This window comes from Ruegeria sp. HKCCD7296, from assembly GCF_013110775.1.
In the GTDB taxonomy this organism is placed as follows: Bacteria; Pseudomonadota; Alphaproteobacteria; order Rhodobacterales; family Rhodobacteraceae; genus Ruegeria.
Genome location: NZ_WVRF01000010.1, coordinates 69,096 through 89,569 on the forward strand (window position 1 = coordinate 69,096; position 20,474 = coordinate 89,569).

Annotated in this window: 19 protein-coding genes; 8 read left to right on the plus strand and 11 right to left on the minus strand. The window is 55.5% G+C overall.

The window, feature by feature from the left end; all coding sequences use genetic code 11:
* The first annotated feature begins 4 nt into the window (after positions 1–4).
* Both GS632_RS14185 and GS632_RS14190 read left to right on the plus strand, forming a co-directional pair.
* Positions 5–835: a carbon-nitrogen hydrolase family protein gene (locus tag GS632_RS14185; protein ID WP_171238418.1), complete on the plus strand. Its 831-nt coding sequence runs from the start codon at positions 5–7 to the stop codon at positions 833–835.
* A gap of 51 nt (positions 836–886) precedes the next feature.
* A complete protein-coding gene (locus GS632_RS14190) occupies positions 887–1,366 on the plus strand; it encodes an N-acetyltransferase (protein ID WP_171238417.1) in 480 nt (159 codons plus the stop codon).
* A gap of 303 nt (positions 1,367–1,669) precedes the next feature.
* Here GS632_RS14190 and GS632_RS14195 read toward each other — a convergent pair whose 3' ends face one another.
* Positions 1,670–2,851, minus strand: coding sequence for an aromatic ring-hydroxylating dioxygenase subunit alpha (locus GS632_RS14195; RefSeq protein WP_171619888.1), 1,182 nt, complete (start codon positions 2,849–2,851; stop codon positions 1,670–1,672).
* 58 nt (positions 2,852–2,909) lie between these two features.
* On the opposite strand from GS632_RS14195, the gene GS632_RS14200 reads away from it, so the two are divergent.
* Genes GS632_RS14200 through GS632_RS14215 form a run of 4 tightly spaced genes read left to right on the plus strand, consistent with a single transcriptional unit; the run spans position 2,910 to position 7,153 of the window.
* Positions 2,910–3,536 (plus strand): cupin domain-containing protein, encoded by a 627-nt coding sequence (locus tag GS632_RS14200; protein ID WP_171238415.1) that lies wholly within the window; start codon positions 2,910–2,912, stop codon positions 3,534–3,536.
* Complete coding sequence (locus tag GS632_RS14205) at positions 3,537–5,954, plus strand: FAD-dependent oxidoreductase (RefSeq protein ID WP_171722051.1); 2,418 nt, start codon at positions 3,537–3,539, stop codon at positions 5,952–5,954.
* Complete coding sequence (locus GS632_RS14210; RefSeq protein ID WP_171722052.1) at positions 5,951–6,574, plus strand: aminopeptidase P family N-terminal domain-containing protein; 624 nt, start codon at positions 5,951–5,953, stop codon at positions 6,572–6,574. Before GS632_RS14205 ends, GS632_RS14210 begins: the two co-directional genes overlap by 4 nt.
* Before the next feature lie 39 nt (positions 6,575–6,613).
* Positions 6,614–7,153: a M24 family metallopeptidase gene (locus GS632_RS14215; protein ID WP_171722053.1), complete on the plus strand. Its 540-nt coding sequence runs from the start codon at positions 6,614–6,616 to the stop codon at positions 7,151–7,153.
* A 362-nt stretch (positions 7,154–7,515) separates the two neighbouring features.
* Here GS632_RS14215 and GS632_RS14220 read toward each other — a convergent pair whose 3' ends face one another.
* From GS632_RS14220 to GS632_RS14265, 10 genes are all read right to left on the minus strand, one after another.
* A complete protein-coding gene (locus tag GS632_RS14220) occupies positions 7,516–9,024 on the minus strand; it encodes a mannitol dehydrogenase family protein (RefSeq protein ID WP_171238412.1) in 1,509 nt (502 codons plus the stop codon).
* Positions 9,024–9,797 (minus strand): L-iditol 2-dehydrogenase, encoded by a 774-nt coding sequence (locus tag GS632_RS14225; RefSeq protein WP_171238411.1) that lies wholly within the window; start codon positions 9,795–9,797, stop codon positions 9,024–9,026. Before GS632_RS14225 ends, GS632_RS14220 begins: the two co-directional genes overlap by 1 nt.
* On the minus strand, positions 9,794–10,798 hold the full coding sequence (locus tag GS632_RS14230; protein WP_171238410.1) for an ABC transporter ATP-binding protein: 1,005 nt from the start codon (positions 10,796–10,798) through the stop codon (positions 9,794–9,796). The genes GS632_RS14225 and GS632_RS14230 overlap by 4 nt, the downstream gene beginning before the upstream one ends.
* A 12-nt stretch (positions 10,799–10,810) precedes the next feature.
* Positions 10,811–11,641 carry a carbohydrate ABC transporter permease gene (locus tag GS632_RS14235; protein ID WP_170614620.1) on the minus strand — a complete coding sequence of 277 codons (831 nt, stop codon included), beginning with the start codon at positions 11,639–11,641 and terminating at the stop codon, positions 10,811–10,813.
* A 12-nt stretch (positions 11,642–11,653) separates the two neighbouring features.
* The gene (locus GS632_RS14240) at positions 11,654–12,520 is read right to left on the minus strand and encodes a carbohydrate ABC transporter permease (protein ID WP_171181732.1); all 867 of its coding nucleotides are present in this window, start codon (positions 12,518–12,520) and stop codon (positions 11,654–11,656) included.
* A 112-nt stretch (positions 12,521–12,632) separates the two neighbouring features.
* A complete protein-coding gene (locus GS632_RS14245) occupies positions 12,633–13,937 on the minus strand; it encodes a sugar ABC transporter substrate-binding protein (RefSeq protein WP_171181730.1) in 1,305 nt (434 codons plus the stop codon).
* 95 nt (positions 13,938–14,032) lie between these two features.
* Positions 14,033–15,058 (minus strand): LacI family DNA-binding transcriptional regulator, encoded by a 1,026-nt coding sequence (locus GS632_RS14250; protein WP_171181728.1) that lies wholly within the window; start codon positions 15,056–15,058, stop codon positions 14,033–14,035.
* 349 nt (positions 15,059–15,407) lie between these two features.
* A complete protein-coding gene (locus tag GS632_RS14255) occupies positions 15,408–16,154 on the minus strand; it encodes a hypothetical protein (RefSeq protein ID WP_171238409.1) in 747 nt (248 codons plus the stop codon).
* A 66-nt stretch (positions 16,155–16,220) separates the two neighbouring features.
* On the minus strand, positions 16,221–17,849 hold the full coding sequence (locus tag GS632_RS14260) for a sulfatase-like hydrolase/transferase (protein WP_253284480.1): 1,629 nt from the start codon (positions 17,847–17,849) through the stop codon (positions 16,221–16,223).
* Positions 17,850–17,885: 36 nt separating this feature from the next.
* Positions 17,886–18,176: a hypothetical protein gene (locus tag GS632_RS14265; protein WP_171238407.1), complete on the minus strand. Its 291-nt coding sequence runs from the start codon at positions 18,174–18,176 to the stop codon at positions 17,886–17,888.
* Between the two features lie 187 nt (positions 18,177–18,363).
* Here GS632_RS14265 and GS632_RS14270 point away from each other — a divergent pair, with 187 nt between their 5' ends.
* Both GS632_RS14270 and GS632_RS22165 read left to right on the plus strand, forming a co-directional pair.
* Entirely contained in the window at positions 18,364–19,608 is a 1,245-nt protein-coding gene (locus GS632_RS14270) for an adenylate cyclase (protein ID WP_171722055.1), read from the plus strand.
* A 612-nt stretch (positions 19,609–20,220) separates the two neighbouring features.
* Complete coding sequence (locus GS632_RS22165) at positions 20,221–20,442, plus strand: hypothetical protein (RefSeq protein ID WP_245224492.1); 222 nt, start codon at positions 20,221–20,223, stop codon at positions 20,440–20,442.
* The last annotated feature ends 32 nt before the right edge of the window (positions 20,443–20,474 follow it).

The following is a 20,474-nucleotide window of genomic DNA, read 5'->3' on the forward strand; positions in this document are numbered from 1 at the left end:
AACAATGACATCAAGTGACACCCTGTCTCTGCTGGCTTGTCAGATCGAAATCCCCGCCACCAAGAGCGCCGCCGCGAGAGACAGACATCTTGCGGAAAGCGCCGCGAAAGTGCGAGATCAGCTCAGCCGCCGGAACGTGGACCTCGTGGTTTTGCCTGAGCTATCCAGTATCGATTATGCCCGCTCGGCCTTCGACCGGCTCAATGAGATCGCGGAACCCCTGGAAGGCGCTTCTTTTGAAAAATGGCGCGAGGTCGCCAAAGAATTCGGTGTCCATGTCACTTACAGTTTTGCACGCCGGGGGGCATTGGGGACGCATATTTCAATTGCGGTCGTCAACCCGGACGGTGCGCTGACCGGCTATTACGACAAGCTTCACCTTTGCCAATATGGCGCTTCGATGGAGAAGGAATATTTTGACGCTGGGGATCACATATTCACATTCAAAATCAATGGAATAACTATCTCTCCAATCATTTGCTACGATATCCGCATTCCCGAACTTGCCCGCACCCTGACACTAAGGCACGACGTCGATCTCATCCTGCATTGCGGGGCATATTATCGCGACGAGTCCTTCGAAACCTGGCACAATTTCGCCATGGCGCGCGCGATGGAAAATCAGATCTTTTTCTTGTCCCTTAACCGGGCCGGAGAAACCTGGGGCAATTCGATCTTCTGTTGGCCTTGGATGGATGAAAATATTCTGCCTGTGCGGTTTGCCGAAACAGCTGAAGATTTCCGTCACGTGACCATCAACAAGGGCCAGCTCTTACAAGCAAGAAAAGACTATACATTCCTCAAGGACCGACTGGCGGATTATGATGCACTGTGAAGGGTCAGACAGTCTTTTGTTGGCGGTTGCGAAACATAGGTTAGGTTTCGAATGACACAGGTTGCCATCTCTCCGGTGACGCTCGACAAAATAAACGATCTGGATTTTGCGCTAAGGGCGTTGTCGGCTGAAATGAACGACAGGCACGTCGCGAATGTTGACGTTTTGAAAGCTGCATTTGTTGGTAACCATCCGGCCTTCAATGCTTTGCTCGCCTACAATGAAGCCGAGGTCGTCGGCGCAATTGTTTGGACGCCAGTGTTTTCAACGACCAAGGGGGGTGGCGGCTTGTTTGTAAGTGATCTTTGGGTTTCCTCTTCGGCGCGAGGGCGAGGTATTGGAAACAAACTGTTGTCTCGTGCGGTTTTCGATGCGGACAAATCTTCAGGCGCGTGCTTCCTTAAACTGGCGGTCCATCGCACCAACCCTTCTGCTCTTGCCTACTACACCCATATTGGTTTCAGAGAAGAAACGGACATGAGGGCAATGATCCTCGAAGGTGCTCCTTTGCGGAGTTTAAAGAACTTCTGAAGGCGAATTGCGACGAAGTCGTCAAGTCGATCAACCAATTAAGGCTGTCGCGATGGTGGTTTTGGAAAGCTAAAGAGGGTGCGTCGCGTATCTTGCAAAAAGACACTTTTGCGCAATCGAACGACAAAATGAAGTTGGTTGTCAAAGCATGAATTTGATCCGAAGCGCCAATTGATTCACACTTTGTTAACAACTTTTGCCCGCGTTTCAGACGTTGCGCAAAATCCGATGATGAGCAGCCTTGGCGTCAAAACCGATTGCTGACGAGATCTTCGTCAAATCGGTAAAACACGGCGCGAAATTTCAAGAAAGTATACGTTCAACCACGCGCCGCCCGAATTCATGTGTCGGTCCTTCCCAATACGGACTGAGGCGACCGCCGTCATAGGCAGGCGACAGGCGCCCCTGCTGCAGCAGTTCGAGCATACCAAGATCCTCTCGGTTGAGATCATCCCACATTTGCATGAGTTCGGCCCTTGCGTTGGCATGGTCCTCTGACGTCGCAGCATCTCCGATCAGGAAAACATGCAGCTCTTCACGCGTTTTGTTCGGTGCAATTGGATAACTTACTAGAACTGTAAATTGGTCTGGGAAGACTTCGGCGGCGAAATGTGGGAAGCATAAGAACCAAAGACCGCGTTTGGCATCTTCTTGTGACAGATCGGGATAGTGCGGCAGACGATCACCGCGCCCTTCACCCAATTCAGGAAAGATGTAGTCGTTGTAGAATACGTGTTGGTCCCATTCACCCGACCACCGCACGTTCATCGGTGCAAACTTCAAAAGTTTGGGATGCACGGCAAAGACATGATAGCCCTCCATGTAATTCTCGTAGACCAGCTTCCAATTGGCATTGACTTCGAAATCGATTTTCCCGGCCCAGCGGATCGATGTGAAATCATAACCCGGCGTACGTGCAAGCATCGGTTTCAACCAGTCCTCTAGCGGCTCTGCATCCCCTGAGATATTGACGAAAACACAGCCGTTCCAGACCTCGCACCGGACCTCTTGTAGATCGAGCTTGTCGCCACCTCCGTCTTTGAAGTGGTCCGTTATATCCGGTCCGTTGAAATGGGGCCGTGCTCGCAGCTTGCCGTTCAGACCATAAACCCAGGCATGATATGGGCAAGTCAGGGTTGATCTCTTGCAGGGTTCAGTGACAAGTTTTGCGCCGCGATGCCGGCACACATTGTGCAGTGCGCGAATGGCTCCGTCCTGGTCGCGTAGGATGATCAGTGGCGCACCACCAATGTCGACCGGTTTCATGTCGCCGCGCTCGGGCAATTCCGCGTCAGCCCCCGCAAATACCCACGACCTGCGAAAGCAATGCTCCTGCTCCAATGCCAACCATTCTTTGGACCAATAGGCTGCATTTGGAAGGCCGCTGGCTTCCTCAATCGGGGCAAATGTCTGGACTAACCCTTCTTCACCCAGCAATGCCTTAACCTTTTTGAGGATCGGTGTATCGGGGAACTGGCCACTCATGAGGCCTCCATTCGGATAATTCTTGCGCAACTGGGAAAATTATGCACGGTAAATTTTCATGATCGTCAAGAAAAAACTTCAAACACGCAATCAAGAGTCGCTCAATAAGTTGGGTGAAGACTTACGCGCCCTGCGCAAAGCACAGAACATGACCCTGAACGACCTGTCTGAAACTTCGGGGCGCTCGGTTTCGTTTCTGTCAAAGATTGAACGCGGTCTGGCCCGACCCTCAGTCACGGCGCTGCAGGAGGTCGCCGAAGCACTTGGAGTACCTGTCGGATGGTTCTTTGAGACCGATGGCCCAGCTCCCGCCGAAGAACGCCCCTTTGTCGTGCGCGCCGACAGGCGTCGCAAGCTGACCTATTCCGGGCTTTCAGGGACAGACTATATGGGGTTCGAAGATCACTTGCTGTCCGCCAGCCTTGACCGACAGCTGGCGATGGGCATTTCCACCTATGAGCCCGGAGGCAGCACCGGCGACGACCTCTATACCCATGAAGGGGAAGAGGCCGGGATGGTGCTGAAGGGTGAAATCGAACTGACCTTGGATAGCCAGGTCTTTCGCCTTCAGGCTGGTGATAGCTTTAGCTTTTCCGCTGACATCCCACACCGTTACCACAATCCCGGCAAAGTCGAGGCCCAGGTCGTCTGGGCCAACACTCCCGTTACCATGAAAAGACAATAGATGACTGAACACACGCGTGTTGTTGTAATCGGTGGCGGCAATATGGGGGCGAGCGTCCTGTACCATCTGGCAAAAGAAGGATGGACAGACGTTGTTCTTGTTGAAAAGGCCGAGCTGACATCGGGGGCCACTTGGCATGCGGCGGGGCTGGTCAGCCGAATGACGGCGGGCCATGCGTTGGGGATCTGTCACGATTATGCGGTGGATCTGTACAAAACCATCGAGGCTAAGACCGAGCAAGGCGTCAGCTGGCACAATTGCGGGTCCTTGCGCGTGGCCGCAACCGAGGATCACCGTGCCTGGCTGATGCACACGCGTGACGCGGTACTGGCCCGCGGGCAGGAGTGTCGCTGGGTTACTCCCGAAGAAATCGCCAAGCTGAACCCGATCTATGACACGTCGCATATCATCGGCGGGATTTATACGCCCGATGACGGCCATGTTGACCCATCCGGCACCTGTCAGGCCATGGCCAAGGGCGCGCGGATGCGCGGGGCCAAGGTGCTGCGCCGCAACCGTGTGACAGATGTACGGCAGATGCCGTCGGGCGAATGGAAAGTGGCGACAGAACAGGGCGATATCCTGTGCGAGCATGTGGTCAATGCAGGCGGTTATCACGCCCGCCAGATCGGTGCCTTCAGCGGGCTGGACCTGCCGATCGTGTCGATGCAGCACCACTATGTGGTCACCGATGCGGTGCCCGAGTTCGAGGCGATGGGGCATGAAATCCCCGTCACCCGCGATGATTACTTCACCGGCTATCTGCGCCGCGAACAGGGTGGGGCGCTGATCGGGCTTTATGACACCCATGATGCGCTGGCCAAATGGCGCGATGGCTGCCCCTGGGACAGCGAGAACGAACTGTTTGAACCCGACTATGACCGTATTATGCCGTGGTTGGAGAAATGCTTTGAACGCTATCCCTGCCTGATGGAGCGCGGCATCAAACGCATCGTCAATGGCGCAATCACATATACACCTGACGGGCACCCGTTGGTCGGGCCTGCGCCGGGCTTGCGCAATCATTGGCTGGCCTGCGGTGCGACCGTGGGCATTGCCTGGGGGCCGGGACTGGGCCGGGCGCTGGCGCAATGGATGGTGCATGGCACGGCCGATATCTCGATGCGCGGGTTTGATCCGCGTCGGTTCCATTCGCGCGTTGATAAAGATTACACCTATCAGCGCTGCCGCGAAAATTACATGACGCGCCTGTCGTTGCCTTATCCACAGTTGCAATATGAAACCTGCCGCGAGATCCGAACCTCTGGCGTGCATGACAGAACCAAGGCGCTGAACGCGGTGTTTGAGGAAGCGGGCGGATGGGAACGCCCGCGGGTCTATGGCAAACCGGAATGGGATGGCAAAGAACCGCAATCATGGAAGCGTGGCCCGTCGTGGGAGGCTGCGCTGGCCGAGGCGCTTGCGGTGCATGAAAGCGTCGGCATTGGCGACTTCTCGGCCTTTTCCAAGTTCGAAATCACCGGACCCGAGGCCGAGGCCTATCTGAACCGCCTTTGTGCGAACAGAATGCCGAAAAAGGTGGGCGGCACGTGCCTGACCCTTTTGCTGAATGAACGAGGCACGATTGAGGGCGAGGCAACGATTGCCCGGCTGGCCGAAGATCGGTTCTGGTTCGTCACCGGCGGCCCCTCAGAGCGCCGGGTCTGGGACTGGATCACGGTTCATCAGCGCGGGTCCGAAGACGTGACGGTCAGGAACCTGTCCGATGACTGGGGTATCCTGACCGTGGCCGGACCCAAGGCGCGCGCGGTGCTGGGTCAGCTCAGCGATGCGTTTCTGGAAAACTCCGATTTCAGGTGGCTCAAGGCGCGCGAAATCGCTGTGGCGGGCATCCCGCTGATCGCGATGCGCCTGTCATTCTCGGGCGAACTGGCGTGGGAACTGCACGCAAACTTGGACCAACTTGGCGAGCTTTGGGATGCGGTTTGGGACGCGGGCAAACCCCATGGCATGGTCCCGTTTGGATCGAAGGCGGTGGAAATGATGCGCATGGAAAAGGCCTATCGCGGTGGGCATGAACTGGCCAATGACACCAGTCCCGTGCACACCGACCAGATGCGCTTTGTGAAATTCGACAAAGAGTTCATAGGCAAAGACGCGCTGCGCAACCTCGCCGAAACCGGCAGCAGTTCGGTTATTGCGTATCTCGACATTGAGCTGGTGGACACAGACGTGCTGGGCGGCGAGGCGGTTTATTTGGATGGCGAGAAAGTAGGGTCGGTTTCCTCAGGCGGGTTCGGCCCGGTAACTGGTCGCAATCTGGCCTTTGCCTTTGTCAAACCAAAGGCAGCGAACCCCGGTACGGCGCTGGAGGTGATCGTATTTGGCCAGATGTGCAAAGCCAAAGTGCTGGCCGATGCGGTGTTCGATCCGAAAAACGAAAGGTTGAAGGTATGAACACTCCTACTGACTTTGGCAAAGCGATACTGCCAGCGCCCGAAATCGATTGGACCAAACTGAACGATTACCGCATGGGCCGCATCCGCGAGGCCATGGCCGAACGGGACGTGGAACTGGCTGTCATTACCAACCCGCTGACCATGCGCTATGCGGTGAATTACCATGAATACATGCAGTTCCAGGCGCGTATCCCGCTGATGATGCTGTTTGTCTTTGCCGACGGCCCGGTGGTCTTCAGCGGCGCGTTCATCAAGGATCTGGACCATGTCACGGAATACATACCAATGTTCGGGCTTGCGCCATTCCTTGCGGGCTTTGATCAGGTGGAGAATACGCGCAAATTCGTAGACTTCGTCCGCGGCCGTTTGGCCGGCAAAGGGCGTTGCCGTGTGGCGCTTGACCGTTTGGACGCCTCTGCTGTTCAGGGCTTGATGCAGGCCGGGTTCGAGGTCGTCGACGCGCCCGGTTTTCTGGAAAAGGCCCGCTCGATCAAATCAGAGGAAGAAATTACGCTGTGCCGCTATGCAATCGAAGTGGCGCAGCTGGGTATCGCCCGGATGCGCGAAGCCTTCCAGCCCGACATTTCGGAAAACGAGCTGTGGAGCATCCTGAGCTAGGTCAACATCGCCCATGGCGGCCTGTGGTCCGAAGCCCGCATGTTGGCCTCGGGCGAGCGGACAAACCCCTGGCTGCAAGAGGCAGGCGAACGCCGCGTTCAAAAAGGAGAGCTGATGGGCTTTGACACCGATATGGTCGGCCCTTTTGGCTATATGTCCGACATTTCGCGCACTTGGTACTGCGGCGAAGGGAAGGCGCCAAACGCATTCCGAGACCTCTACAAACGCGCTCTGGACGAAATCGAACACAACAAGGCCAATGTGCGACCCGGTGTGTCGTTCAAAGAACTGGTGGACAAGAGCTTCCGCCACCCTGAAGAATTCCACGCGCACCGCTATCCGTGCATCATGCACGGTGTGGGGATGTGCGATGAATACCCCTATGTTCCCTACCCGCAGGACTGGGACGACATTGGCTATGACGGGATCATAGAGGAAAACATGATGATCTGCGTTGAGGGGTATGTTGGATCAGATCGAGGCGGCAGCGGCGTCAAGATCGAGCATCAGTTTCTGGTTACCGCGACAGGTCTCGAACAGCTCGACAGCTATCCTTACGACGAAAACCTGTTGAATTAATAGCCGATGAGAGTTCTGACCGACTGACAACAATTAGGTTGCCAGAGCGTGGTCGCGAGTTTTGCGTGAATCACCAGTGGCTCGGTGAGCGGTCGCACTGCTGCGTTCAGTGTCATGCCGACGCTCAGAACTACTGACGCGAATGCACGCGGAAACAAGTCCCAAAGTACTTGGTGGGCTTTCACTAGGCCTCATTTGCGCGGAGGATTGATGGCTGCTTCGCTTTGGCCGCAGTATGATGAAAGAAATACTTGCGACAGTATTTGCCTGGGAAGATACCCAAACCTGAACCAATGCCTCGGTTCCTGCTGTAAAAGCAGCAAGTTGCCTACAGGGCTGACCGTTTTTTCAATTTGCGATCTTCACGGTATTGAGGTTTCAGCGACGTATTTTGATAGGACTGCTCGGCTACCGTTTTGCCATATCTCAGACACCGTGGACGTAAAGGCATAGGCAAAACGTGTATTGCGCCCAATCTCACCATAGTACTGGGCTTGTTGCAGCCAACACTCTGGGTCAGATCGGGACGCTAATGCTGTTTTTTGCAGGTTCTGCCATTGCGGGTCATTGGGCACGATTTCAGAGCCGTCTTCCCGAACACCGGCACACATTCGGCACCAAAACGCTTCGGCCAGCGCCAGCCCGTTCACAGAAGATCCAGACGCCAATGCGTCGCGCAGCGATGGCAGCAGGAACCCTGGGTGTCGTGCCGATCCGTCAAACGCAACCCTGCGCGTCGTATCGTGAATCGCGGTGTTCGCAAATCGCGTCTCGACCAGCTCAAGATACTCTTTCGCGGTGGTTCCGGGAACGGCGTCGACATGAGGAAGAATTTCTTCGGATTGAACCTTTCCGAAAAACGCCAGGATGTCCGGATCCTGCATGCAGTCGGAAATCGTCGGGACGTTCAAGATTTCCCCGACATTTGCAAGCAGTTGGTGTCCCCCGTTCAAAATCCGCAGCTTCATCGTCTCATAGCTGTGAACATTGTGAGTCAGCGTCACCCCGACCTGTTCCAATGGCGGCCGACCTGCGCAAAAGTCATCCTCGATCACCCATTGGCGAAAGTTTTCGTGCGAGACCGGAGCGCGGTCATCGATGCCAAGTGCCCTGCATTGAGATACTACTTGTTCCGTCGTCGCCGGCACGATGCTGTCGACCATCGAGTTTGGGAACGCGCCGTTTTGGTCGATCCAGTCGGCCAGATCAGGATCGGACATTCGCGCCAAACCTACAACGCAGTTTCGCAGGATTGTCCCGTTGCCCTGAAGGTTATCGCAACTCAGCGCCGTGAAGGGGGTGATGCCTTTCATTCGTCGTTGTCTGAGGGCTGCAACCATGGCTCCGAAAACTGTGCGTGGTTGATTTGGGTTGGCCGCGTCATGACGAATGTCTTCGTGATGTGTATCGAAAGCGCCGGTATTGGCGTCCAGATAGTACCCGCCTTCGGTAACAGTTAAGGACACAATACGGATGGAAGGGTCTGCCATCTTGACGGTCAGCGCTGTGTTGCCCGGCTCAATCGGCAGGTAGTCGATCATCGGACCAATCACCTCGGCTGATACGCCGTTCGGATTCAGCTCGATCAGCGTTGTCAGGCAATCCTGCTCCAGCAGCTTACTTCGCATTTCGGCGTCGTAGCTTCGAACACCTGCGCCGATGATCGCCCAATCGCGGGCCTGACCTTGCTGCATAAGCTGGTGAATGTACCAGGCCTGATGCGCGCGGTGAAAATTTCCCAACCCGATATGCACTATGCCCGGCGTCAGATCCGAGGGGGCATATGCAGGTGTCCTGACTGTTACGGGCAGGTCTTCAAGCCTGTCACGCCGCAATCGTACCGGAGTTTTTGCGTTCGCCACGGGGTCCATCAGCTCATCCAGTTCCCACCATCGACGTTGTAGGTTTGTGCGACAATGTATTTCGCATCGTCCGACGCCAAAAACACCGCCATGCCGGTCAGGTCTTCGGCGCAACCCATTCGGCCATACGGCACAGATGCTGCCACTTCGCGTTTCTTTTGACCGGGGGCTTTGCCTTCGTATTTCGCAAAGAAAGCATCCACTCCGTCCCAGTGCTCGCCGTCAACCACGCCTGGAGCTATTGCGTTCACATTGATCCCATGAGTGATCAGGTTCAGCCCGGCAGATTGGGTCAGAGATATGATCGCGGCTTTGCTGGCGCAGTATACCGCGACCAAGGGCTCGCCTCTGCGCCCGGCCTGCGACGCCATGTTGATGATCCGGCCCTTGGTGCCGTGTTCGATCATATGGCGCGCGACCGATTGCATTGTGAACAATGCACCAGCGACGTTGATGTCGAAAACACGGGTGTAGTCGGAACGCTCGATCTCAACGATTGGTGCGGCCGTGAAGATGGCCGCGTTGTTGATGAGGATGTCGATGGGGCCAAGGCAGGAGGCTGTTATGGCGACGGCCGCGTCTATGCTCTGCTGTTTGGTCACGTCCATCTCGATTGCAATTGCATCCTCGCCAAATTCGGCGGCTGCGACCTGCGCGCGTTGAAAATCGATGTCAGCGATGGCAACACGTGCGCCCTCGGCCACATAGGCCTTGGCAAAGGCCAGCCCGATGCCCCTTGCGGCCCCGGTGATCAGGGCGGTTTTGCCTGCCAGACGTGTCATTCGATACGCAGACCTTGCGCGTCAAACCGGTGGATTACATCCGTCCGTGGGGTCAGGTGAATGCGATCTCCGTGACGAAATCCAACCTCGCCACCTGCACGGACGGTGATTGTTTCTGCCAGACCGGTTTCGTGCACGTGGAAAAAGGTATCCGATCCGAGATGCTCCGAGACGCTCACAACGCCGGACCAGTCCCCTTCGGTTTCAGAAACCCCAATATGTTCTGGTCTGATCCCGATGGTTTGAGCGCCGTGTTTTGCGGCCTCGGGCCCTTCAATGAAGTTCATCTTCGGTGAGCCAATGAAACCTGCCACGAACAGGTTGCGGGGCGATCGGTACAGCTCTAGCGGGCTTCCAACTTGCTCGATGACACCGGCTTGTAGAACGACGATCTTGTCGGCCATTGTCATCGCCTCGACTTGGTCGTGGGTCACGTAGATCATGGTGGTCGCAAGTCGCTCGTGCAGCTCGCTGATCTCCAACCGCATGCCAACCCGTAGCGCGGCGTCGAGGTTTGAAAGCGGTTCATCGAACAGAAACGCGGCCGGCTCGCGGACAATCGCACGCCCGATGGCGACACGCTGCCGCTGACCGCCGGACAATTGCCCGGGGCGTCGATCCAAGTAGTCGGTCAGGTTCAAGACGCTGGCTGCGCCTTCGACACGCTTGTCGATCTCGGCTTGATCCAGTTTCGCCATACGCAGAGGAAAGGCGATGTTCTTGCGTACCGTCATGTGTGGGTACAAAGCGTATGACTGGAACACCATTGCCAACCCTCGTTTTGCAGGTGGGACATCAGTGGCGTCCGCACCGTCGATGTCGATGGAGCCCGAGGTGATATCCTCCAGCCCTGCGATCAGACGCAATAGCGTGGACTTACCGCAACCCGAGGGGCCGACAAAAACTGTGAACTCACCATCCTCAATGGTCAGGTCAAGCGGTGGAATGACCTGCACGTCGCCGAAGCTTTTGGTCACGGACTTGAGTTGAATACGTCCCATGTGTCGTGTTCCTTATTTCACAGCGCCGAATGTCAGGCCGCGTACAAGTTGTTTCTGGCTGAACCAGCCAAGGATCAGGATTGGTGCAATCGCCATGGTCGAGGCCGCGCTGAGCTTGGCAAAGAACAAGCCCTCGGGGCTGGAATAACTGGCGATGAAGGCGGTAAGGGGGGCGGCGTCGACGGCCGTCAGGTTGAGCGTCCAGAACGCTTCGTTCCAAGCCAGGATGAAGTTCAACAACACGGTCGAGGCGATGCCGGGAATGGCCATTGGGGTGAGGACGTAGAGGATTTCCTCTTTCAGCGTCGCCCCGTCCATCCGTGCGGCTTCCAGGATCTCACCGGGAATTTCGCGGAAATAGGTATACAGCATCCAGACGATGATCGGCAGGTTGATCAGCATCAGGACCACGACCAACCCTCCACGCGTGTCCAGCAGGCCCAGACGGATGAACAGCAGGTAAATCGGGTAGAGCACGCCAACCGCAGGCAGCATCTTGGTGGACAGCATCCAAAGCAGGATGTCCTTGGTACGCTTTGAAGGCACAAAGGCCATCGCCCAAGCGGCGGGAACGGCAATGATCACACCCAGAATGGTCGAGCCACCAGCAATGATGACCGAATTCCAAAGGAACCGCATATAGTCCGATCGTTCTTGCACGATGGCATAGTTCTCAAGTGTCCAGTCGAAGTTCAAAAACAGCGGTGGGCTGGCAATGGCCTGCGCCTCGGTCTTGAAGCTGGTCAGGATGGTCCAAAGGATCGGAAAGAAGATCAGCAGTCCGACGGCCCAGGCAAGGGCAGTGTTCAGCGATTTACGGCGGGTTGTGACGGCGCGGGCCATGGTCTTACCTCCTCACGCGTCCAGGTTCTTGCCGACGATGCGCATGAGGAAGATCGCAACGATATTGGCAAGGATGATGGCATAGACACCTCCGGCTGATCCAAGGCCGACATTCTGGCTTTCCAGCACGCGCTGGAAGATCAGGTAGGTGAGTGTACGGGTGCCGAATGCGCCGCCGGTGGTCACGAAGATCTCGGCGAAGATCGACAGTAGAAAGATGGTCTGGATCAGGATCACGATCGTTATCGCGCGGCTCAGATGCGGCAGGATGATGTGGTAGAAGCGCTTCAGCACCGGCGCGCCGTCCATTTCCGCTGCTTCAAGCTGCTCACTGTCCAGCGACTGGATCGCTGTCAGCAGGATGAGCGTTGCAAAAGGCAGCCATTGCCACGAAACGATCATGATGATCGAGGTCATCGACGCCTCGGACAGCCACGAGATCGGCTCGGCCCCGAAAAAACGCCACAGATGCGCCAGCAGGCCGTTGACCGGGTCCATGAACATGTTCTTCCAGACCAGCGCGGATACGGTCGGCATTACGAAGAAGGGCGCGATCACGAGGATGCGGACAACGCCCTGACCCCACATCGGCTGGTCCAGGAGCATCGCCAGGAGGATACCCAGCACGACCGTTATGACTAGAACGCCGCCAACGATCATCAATGTCGCCTGCACCGCTGGCCAGAAAGAGCTTGAGGAGACAAATCGGACATAGTTGTCGAAGCCAACCCAGCCCAAGTCACCACCACGCAGGGGCAGATATTTTTTAAAGGAAAAATACAGCGTCATCGTCAGCGGCACGAGCATCCAGCCAAGCAGCAGGACCACTGCGGGTGCCATCATAAGGCGAGCAACGGATCGGGAATGTTCGGTAGCCATGACGCAAGACCTCTCTGTTCAGGCGTAGCTTAGCCTGCGAGATAAACGCGGGTTAGGGAAGGGTCTGGTGTGGCGGGGGGCAGGGGGCTGCCCGCCCGCTTCAGCTGGGGCCTCAGTAGCCTGCGGCTTCCATTTCTTCGGCAGTAAAGGCCTGAGCTTTTTCAAGCGCTTCTTCCACCGTTTGCTGTCCGGCATAGACCGCCGAGAACTCCTGGCTCACCTGCGTGGCGATGCCTGCAAATTCTGGGATCGCGACGAACTGAATGCCTGTGTAAGGCGTTGGTTGTGCGCAGCAGTTTTGCGGGTCGGCCATCAGGATCGACTCCAAGGTCATGTTCGCAAAGGGAACTTCCTTGTAGTTCGGGTTCTCATAGAGCGAGGTTCGCGCACCGGGTGGTACATTGGCCCAGCCTTCGTTTTCGGCCACCAATTCGATGTAGTCTTTCGACGTTGCCCATTCGATGAACTGTTTCGCCGCATCCTCTTGCTGTGTGCCGGCCGGAATTGCCAAGGCCCAGGCCCAGAGCCAATTGGCGCGCTTGTCTACGCCTTCCGAGTTCGGAGCCAGAGCGAAGCCGACCTTGTCTGCAACGGTCGAGTCATCCGGGTTGGTCACAAAAGACGCCGCAACAGTGGCATCAATCCACATCCCGCACTTGCCTTGCTGGAACAGGGACAAGTTTTCATTGAACCCGTTGGTGGCATAGCCTGCCGGACCCGATTCACTCATCATATCGACAAAGAATGTAAGCGCTTCTTTCCATTCGGGTTGATCGAACTGGGGTTTCCAGTCCTCGTCGAACCAACGCGCACCAAATGAGTTTCCGGTGACGGTAATGAAGGCACCACCTTCACCCCATCCGGCCTTGCCGCGCAGGCAAATGCCGTTGATGTCGTTGTCGCGGTCCGTCATCGCAGCCGCGGCTTCCCGGATAAACTGCCAGGTCGGTGCCTCGGGCATTTCCATGCCGGCCTTCTCCATCAGATCGGTTCGGTACATGATCATCGAACTTTCGCCGTAGAAAGGTGCCGCGTAAAGCGTTCCATCGTGGCTCAGACCGCCAGCCATAGCAGGCAGGATGTCGTCAACGTCATACTCGTCTGACATGCCGTCCAGCGGCACCAGCCAGCCATTTGCGCCCCAGATCGGCGTCTCATACATGCCGATGGTCATGATATCGAACTGACCGCCTTTGGTGGTGATGTCGGTGGTCACGCGCTGGCGCAGTACGTTTTCTTCCAGCGTGACCCATTCCACGTCAATGCCGGTCGCTTCGGTGAATTTGTCGGTATAGCCCTGCATCCGGATCATGTCGCCGTTGTTCACAGTGGCGATCGTGATGGATTGTGCATGAGCCGCTGCCGTTGCGACGAAAGTCAGTGCAGTCGCCGCACGAAGTGCGTTCTTCAGATACATCCCTGTCCTCCCTGAGCTTGGATGTCGTACAGAGAGCCTAGAGTGTAAGTTGTCGCGCCGTCAATAAAAACTTTACGCGCGTTAAAAATGTTGAATTATGCAGAATCCCTCAAGACAAGTCGCGCGGGGAACAAGGTTTCAGTGCGCGTTGAGAATTTCCCACCACTTTCAATGAGTTCGAACAGAGTTTCGACGCTTCGGCCGGCTACATTATCGTAGTCATGCGCAGCTGTCGTCAAAGAGGGACAGGTAAACTTTGCGAATGGGTGGTCATCGTTTGAGGCGACACGAAGCGAACAATCTTCTTTCCGACCAACCCGAATCCCTTGTTCGAAACAGGCTGCCAGAAAGCCGATGGCCAACCGGTCGTTGCTGCACAAAACAGAATCTGTCTTCAGCCCGCGCTCTTGCAGGACTTTCAATGCGCCTCGGTGGCCGATCTCTTCAAAGGCCCAGCCTGTGCCATCGACTTTAATGATATGTGGCTCGAAGCCCAACCGCTCCATCACGTCGACATAGGCCTTACGTCGTTTATTCGCGTTTGGGTTTGCGGGCGTGCGCATTTCAAAAAAGGACGGTGGCTCACCTGTCCTTGTCATGTACTCCACGGTCTGCGACACAAAGCTAAAGTTATCCGAACCGACAAAGGCTGCCCCCAGGCCATCAAGGTTACTGTCGAACAGGATTGTCGGCACATTGGCACAGAACTTTTCGATAGTAGATCTGTCCGAGGTACGCCCTAAAGGTGCCAAAAGCACTCCTGCGGGTTTCAAGGATTGCAGCCCATCCAAAATCTCGTTCTCGAGCTTTTGTTCGCCATGTGAGCTGAACAGGGATGGGCGATAGCCGGCTGCAATGCAGGATTGTTCCAGATAACGCGCGATTTCGGCAAAGAACGGATCGGCCAGATAGGGCACGACGATGCCAATATTCTTTGTCAGCTTCCGGTTTTGGTTCACTGCATAGATGTTCGGGCGGTAGTCAAACCGTTCCAGCGCCTCCTCTATGCGCGCTCGTGTTGTTGGGCGAACGCTATCGGGATCATGGAAATACTTTGAAACTGTAGGCCGCGATATCCCGCTTAGGGCCGCGAATTCTTCCATGTTCTTAATTTTGGTCATGCCAGTCTGCCTGCGGAACTCAGCCGCCTTAATCTTATCATGTTTTTACATATTCTTTGCGCGCGCCAAGAAAATCAACAGCCAGACAATTTCCGCATCTTTGTTTGGGCGAGGCGCGGGCTTCACAAACTCACTTTAGAAAACTCTTGATGCTAAAACAGGGCCACGCTGGGCTAGGTCACGGGCAAATGCTCCGGCGCTCTGGGTATAGTTATGGTCGACGCTAAAGTAACAATACTCGAATGTGAGCGCAGGTAAGACCCCGCAGGCGTTACAAAACCGTGGCAATTCCTACGGTGAAAGTTGACCGGGAATGGAGTATTGAGGCAAACCATTTCAGTCGCGAAGGCTAGTAGTTGAATCTCAGCCCAATTCCGGCACCTTGGTCATAGGGGCGGTCTGCACCGATGCCGATCAGAATATCAGCATAGAGCGCAACTCTGGGGCTGAGGTTCTTACCGATCTGGAATTCTGCAGTGGCGGGCCAGGCGTCATTCTCCCAATCGTATGGCGCTTTGATATCCGCTTTGATCCAATACCCATCACCAAACGGCTGAAGCGCAATCAGGCGCATCGCTGTTTGGCTGATATCGGTCGGACCGTTATAGGAAGCGAAGTGTTGGAGCAAAGGGATCAAAGTCAATCCGGTGTTCGCATTTGCAAAGGCGAACCCGCCAAATGGTGCAATCTGATCCGATCCGGTTCCGATGCCTTCGTTCGGCTCGCCAAAATCAAGTATCCACTCCAAACCAAGCGCGGATTTGACGCGCCAGGTGTCATTCAGGGGCTGCTGTGAGGGGAAATAGATCAGCTTGAAATTGGTCTTTTCAAATCCACTGAACCGCGTGCCGGTCGCGTTCGTCGAGTTGTAGTGAAGCTCATATTTCAGTTTCAGATCGGGGCGCAACATGTATGCACCGTCGATGAAAGCATCCTGACGGTCGGCATCCCCTTCGAGATCGAAATACTGATAGCGAATGTCGGTGTTGTTCACTGCAGCCAGTGGATTTGAAGCATTTTCTTCGGCTTCGGCGGCAGCACCCACCATAAGCTGCGCTGAGGTCAGGAAAGCAGAGCAAAGGGAAATTCGTGACATAGTTCACCTGACGGAATGGGTGCGGGTAATTAGACGGCGGCGGTTTGGTACCGCCGTCTGAATTCGTCATTGCCAGCTAGAGAAAACGTCTCGGGTCAGTTCGCTTTCAGGGCGAAGGTTTTCGATGCCTTCATAAGGCACACCTTTTCCGAGTGGCAGATGGGGGTGCTTTGCGATGGTTTTCTGGTGGCGCTTGACCATGTCCTGAAAGGACGCCCCGGACCAAAGCGAGTACCCGACAAGCGGATGTTCTTCACGTGGGTCGCGATAGACATTGAAAACGGGTGCCGCAGCGCCGGGCTGTCCAGGGGCTGGAAGATGCATCTTGAACTCTTGCTTGACCACCGAGCGTAAGACGGGCCCTTCGTAAACATAAACAAAGTCGCGGCGCGAATTGCCTTCGCCCTCAAGCAACAGCGCCGTCTGGTCAATACCGTCAATCACGCGGTCGCGCGGAATGTGGTCCGTTGCGCCTGCGATACGGGCAAAGGTTGTAAACAGATCCGAGACATGCACGATGTCACCTGCTGCGCTGCCCGGCTCAATCGCGGCGGGCCACCGGATGAACGTATCTGTGCGCACGCCGCCTTCAAGATGCTGCGTCTTGCCGCCGCGATAAATCAGTTGGTTCAGGCCGGACGCTCCTTCGTAGTGATACATCAAGCCATTGTCAGCCATGATCACGACAATGGTGTTGTCTGCTTTGCCGGTTTCATCAAGTTTGGTCAGCACATCCCCGATCCAGCCGTCCAGAACTTGCAACTTGTCGGCATGGAAGCCTCCATTGCGGGATACGGCTTGATCGGGATAGGCAAAGTTCAGTGGATAGAGCGGCCAATACTGCATGAAAAACGGGTTGTCCTGTGCTGCGAGCCGCTCAAGCTGCTCCAGTGCTTGCCGCTGATAGCGCAGGTTCATTTCCTCGTATTTAGCCTGAGTCCACTCTTCGCCCGGCGCCATGTCGACTTCGCGCGCCAGACCGCCAGCTTCCGCTTCCACGCCGGTTACCAGGCCGTAGGGTTTGAACCGCTCGTCCAGCTGGAATTGGTTCGACTGACCCGACGGATGGAAGCCAAGCATGTTGTTTGCAACCATGGCGTCCCGTGTCATCAGGCTGAGCTGAACCTGTTGATGCAAGGGGAAGGCCGCCCAATCAAAACCCTGATTGTGCGGGTAGGCCTGTTCTATATCGCCCTGATGCCACTTCCCGACATGCGCTGTGTTATAGCCTTCTTCCTTCAGGATTTCGGCAATCGTGACCTCCTCGGCTGAAAGACCTTCGCCAACCAACGCTACTTTGACCTCCTCCACACCGGCACGTACCGGATGGCGACCGGTCAGCATGGCCGTTCGTGTCGGTGTGCAGGAGGGCTCGGTATACATTCTCATCAAAGACATGCCTTGCGTGGCAAAGTCGTTGATGTTGGGCGTGTCGAAGCCGGTGACGTAGTTCATCGTCCGGTTGCCCATCTGACCAAAGCTGACATCGTCTATCAGAATGTAGAGGATATTGGGTGGCTTGCCGCCATTGGCGTCTCGGATCTCGGCAAGCTTTGCTTCAATTTCTGTATCCTGAGCATCCCATTGCTCTCCAAACTGTGCGCGAAGATATTCAAATTCTCCGTCACGAATGATAGGCGCATCCTGAGCAAAGCTCGCGCTTGCCGTCAGCACCATCGCCGCGGTGTGTATCAATACTGACCTCATTGGTATCCCTTCCCCGTGTTTGAATTACATCTTCCCCGCGCGCCGCAGCGATTGGGCAATTTCATCTCGAAGCCCATTCAGGGTTTCACGGATATCGCAGGCGAACCGGTCGGATTCACTTCCCGGCTCAGCGTTTATTGAGAGGTATTCTTCACTCAGAAGCTGGTAGTCCCTGCAAATCTCGTCGAATACAGCATCCCTTCGGCGTAAGTCCGCGATTGCGGCCTTGTTCTTGGGAAACAATGTATCAATGGCGTTGCTTTTCATTTGGGCGGCACGTTCGATGGGTAAGACGTTTTCTCGATCGAACAACAAATTCACTTCTCTCAATAGGTTTATCGGGGCATAATACGGTATAACGAAAGGTGTAACTTTTTGAAAAAATGAAGTTATCCGAGGATCATCAGCAGTGGTGAATGAGGGAATAAACCCTAGTGCCGAGGATGTTCAGGCCGCGCTTCAGCGGCTTGTGAGGTCTTCGACCTTCGAGGGATCACAGAGATTGCAGGACTTTCTTGTGTATGTGGTCGAGGAATCTCTGAGCGGTCGGGCCGACGACATTCGGGCCAAAACGATTGCGATGGATGTCTATGGCGGATCAATGTCCGAGATGCCGCGCCGCGAAAACGTGGTGCGGGTGGATGCTGGTCGCTTGCGCCGCAAGCTTGCCGAATACTACGCCACAGATGGGCGCGACGAGAAAACGGTGTTCGACCTGCCAAAGGGCGGATACGCCCCGCTGATCTCGAAAAGGTTGGGTGAGGCGGCCCTGCCTGAGACCCCAAAGTTCGAAACCAAGGCGACTGCATGGGTAAAGCCAGGTGCAGGGATCGCTGGGGTTTTCTTACTGGGCTGTTGTGTGATTGCTTTTTGGTTGGCTTCGACATGGCAGGACAGCGCAACCGATTTGCCAGTCGACGGCCTGAGCCGAGATGAGCGCAGCGCCATTTTTGATGCCTCTCCAATGCGCCTTCAGGCTGTAAATCTGGCCAATACTGGTCGGGACCTGATCTTTCCGGCCCTGGAACCCGCGCGACTTGACGCGGCCTTGACCATATTCAAAGGGGCGATCGAGAACGACGAAAGCTATTTTGGCGGCCATGCGGGCGCCGCGCAGGTTGCGGCGACGATTGCTGTGCTGACACCGGATCCCGATCTGGCCAGTAGCATGTTGAGCTACGCAGACACGCGAGCCAATAGGGCCGTCGAGTTGGCCCCGGAAACGGGTTGGAGCCAATCCGCAAAGGCTTGGGTCGAATTCGCCAAAAATAACTGGCCAGAGGCCATGGAGGCTGCCCAAAGAGCACAGCGTTTGGCGCCCAATGACGTTCATGTATTGGAGTTTGTGTCACTGATAATGCTGTACTCGGGTTCGTTTGAAGAAGTCATTGTGATCAGTGAGGACGCGCGGTCGAAATTCGACCTCGAGCGTGGATATGTGTTTCAAAACGCAATGGGGTCGGCCAAGTTTCATTTGAAGGACTACGAAGGCGCTGTATCAGCCTTTGAACAAGCAACCGAAAATGGCGGCCCTGTCGGACCTGTGTCTGTTGCTTACCTGATGGCGTCTTATCAGATGTTAGGCAACGAAAGCAAAGCGCAGGCCCTGTCAGAAAAACTGTCACGTGAGTGGCCCGACAGTCGCGTGGACGCGCTGTTTCAAAAGCTGTTCGCGGACCCAAAATATGGGAAAGACCTTGGTGACGCTATGAGACAGGCCAATTGGCGACCAGACAACTCGCGCTAAAGTTGCGCACTTCAGCAGTGGCAATGAAACCTGATGGCTTCGGCGAGGGGTGTGTGGTCACGTGAAAGTCTTGATGGAGCCTAGGGAAATGCCGCCGAACGCCTAATGCACTGATAGTAAACACTATTGCAGTGTGTTGGTTTACAGTGTGCCACACCGAAGTGTGTACAAATGTTTGTTTGTCAGTGCATCTATGGGTCTGGTTTTTTGTTTGCTCTATCAGTTGGTCAACACCCTGTTCCCTTCCACAGTAGTATGCACCATGTGGTCGATTATTTCTTCCAACAGTGATTTTTATTGTTCTGTTGATCGCGGAGAAGTTGATGCTATCGAAACTATAGTCGCGCAGTATCCCAGTCACCCCTGCTGCACATTGCGCAGGGTAGTTAGACGCAATTGACCATGAGGCGAGCACTATTGTAGACAAAACATAACTTCGACGGCGGCGAGAAAGTCGCGACTGACAGGCGGGCACATGCAATGAAACGGGCATACCAACACTTTTTGAGGGCTGGCCTAGCTGTCCTCTGTCTCGCGTTGGTCGTTTGGTCCGTAACGCCATCATTCTCGCACGCACCGGCGATTTTTGAGACAATCCAAGATCATCTGGAAATGGTCGAAGATCATGGCCACTCACATGGGTTTGAAGAAGACCTCTTTTGGGCGATGCACGGTCATAGCCACGATGTGGCCGATCATGACCACAACCAGGCGTTTCTCTCCAGTGGTCCCAGCACTGCTCCTGAATTGCACATAGGCGAGGCGTGGCGGCGGCTAGCTTCGGCCAACGGCCCCACCCGTAAGTTCAGAATAGACCGACCTCCGCGCGCTTGATCGGCACTGCGCAGTTCATGCGCATCACCGAT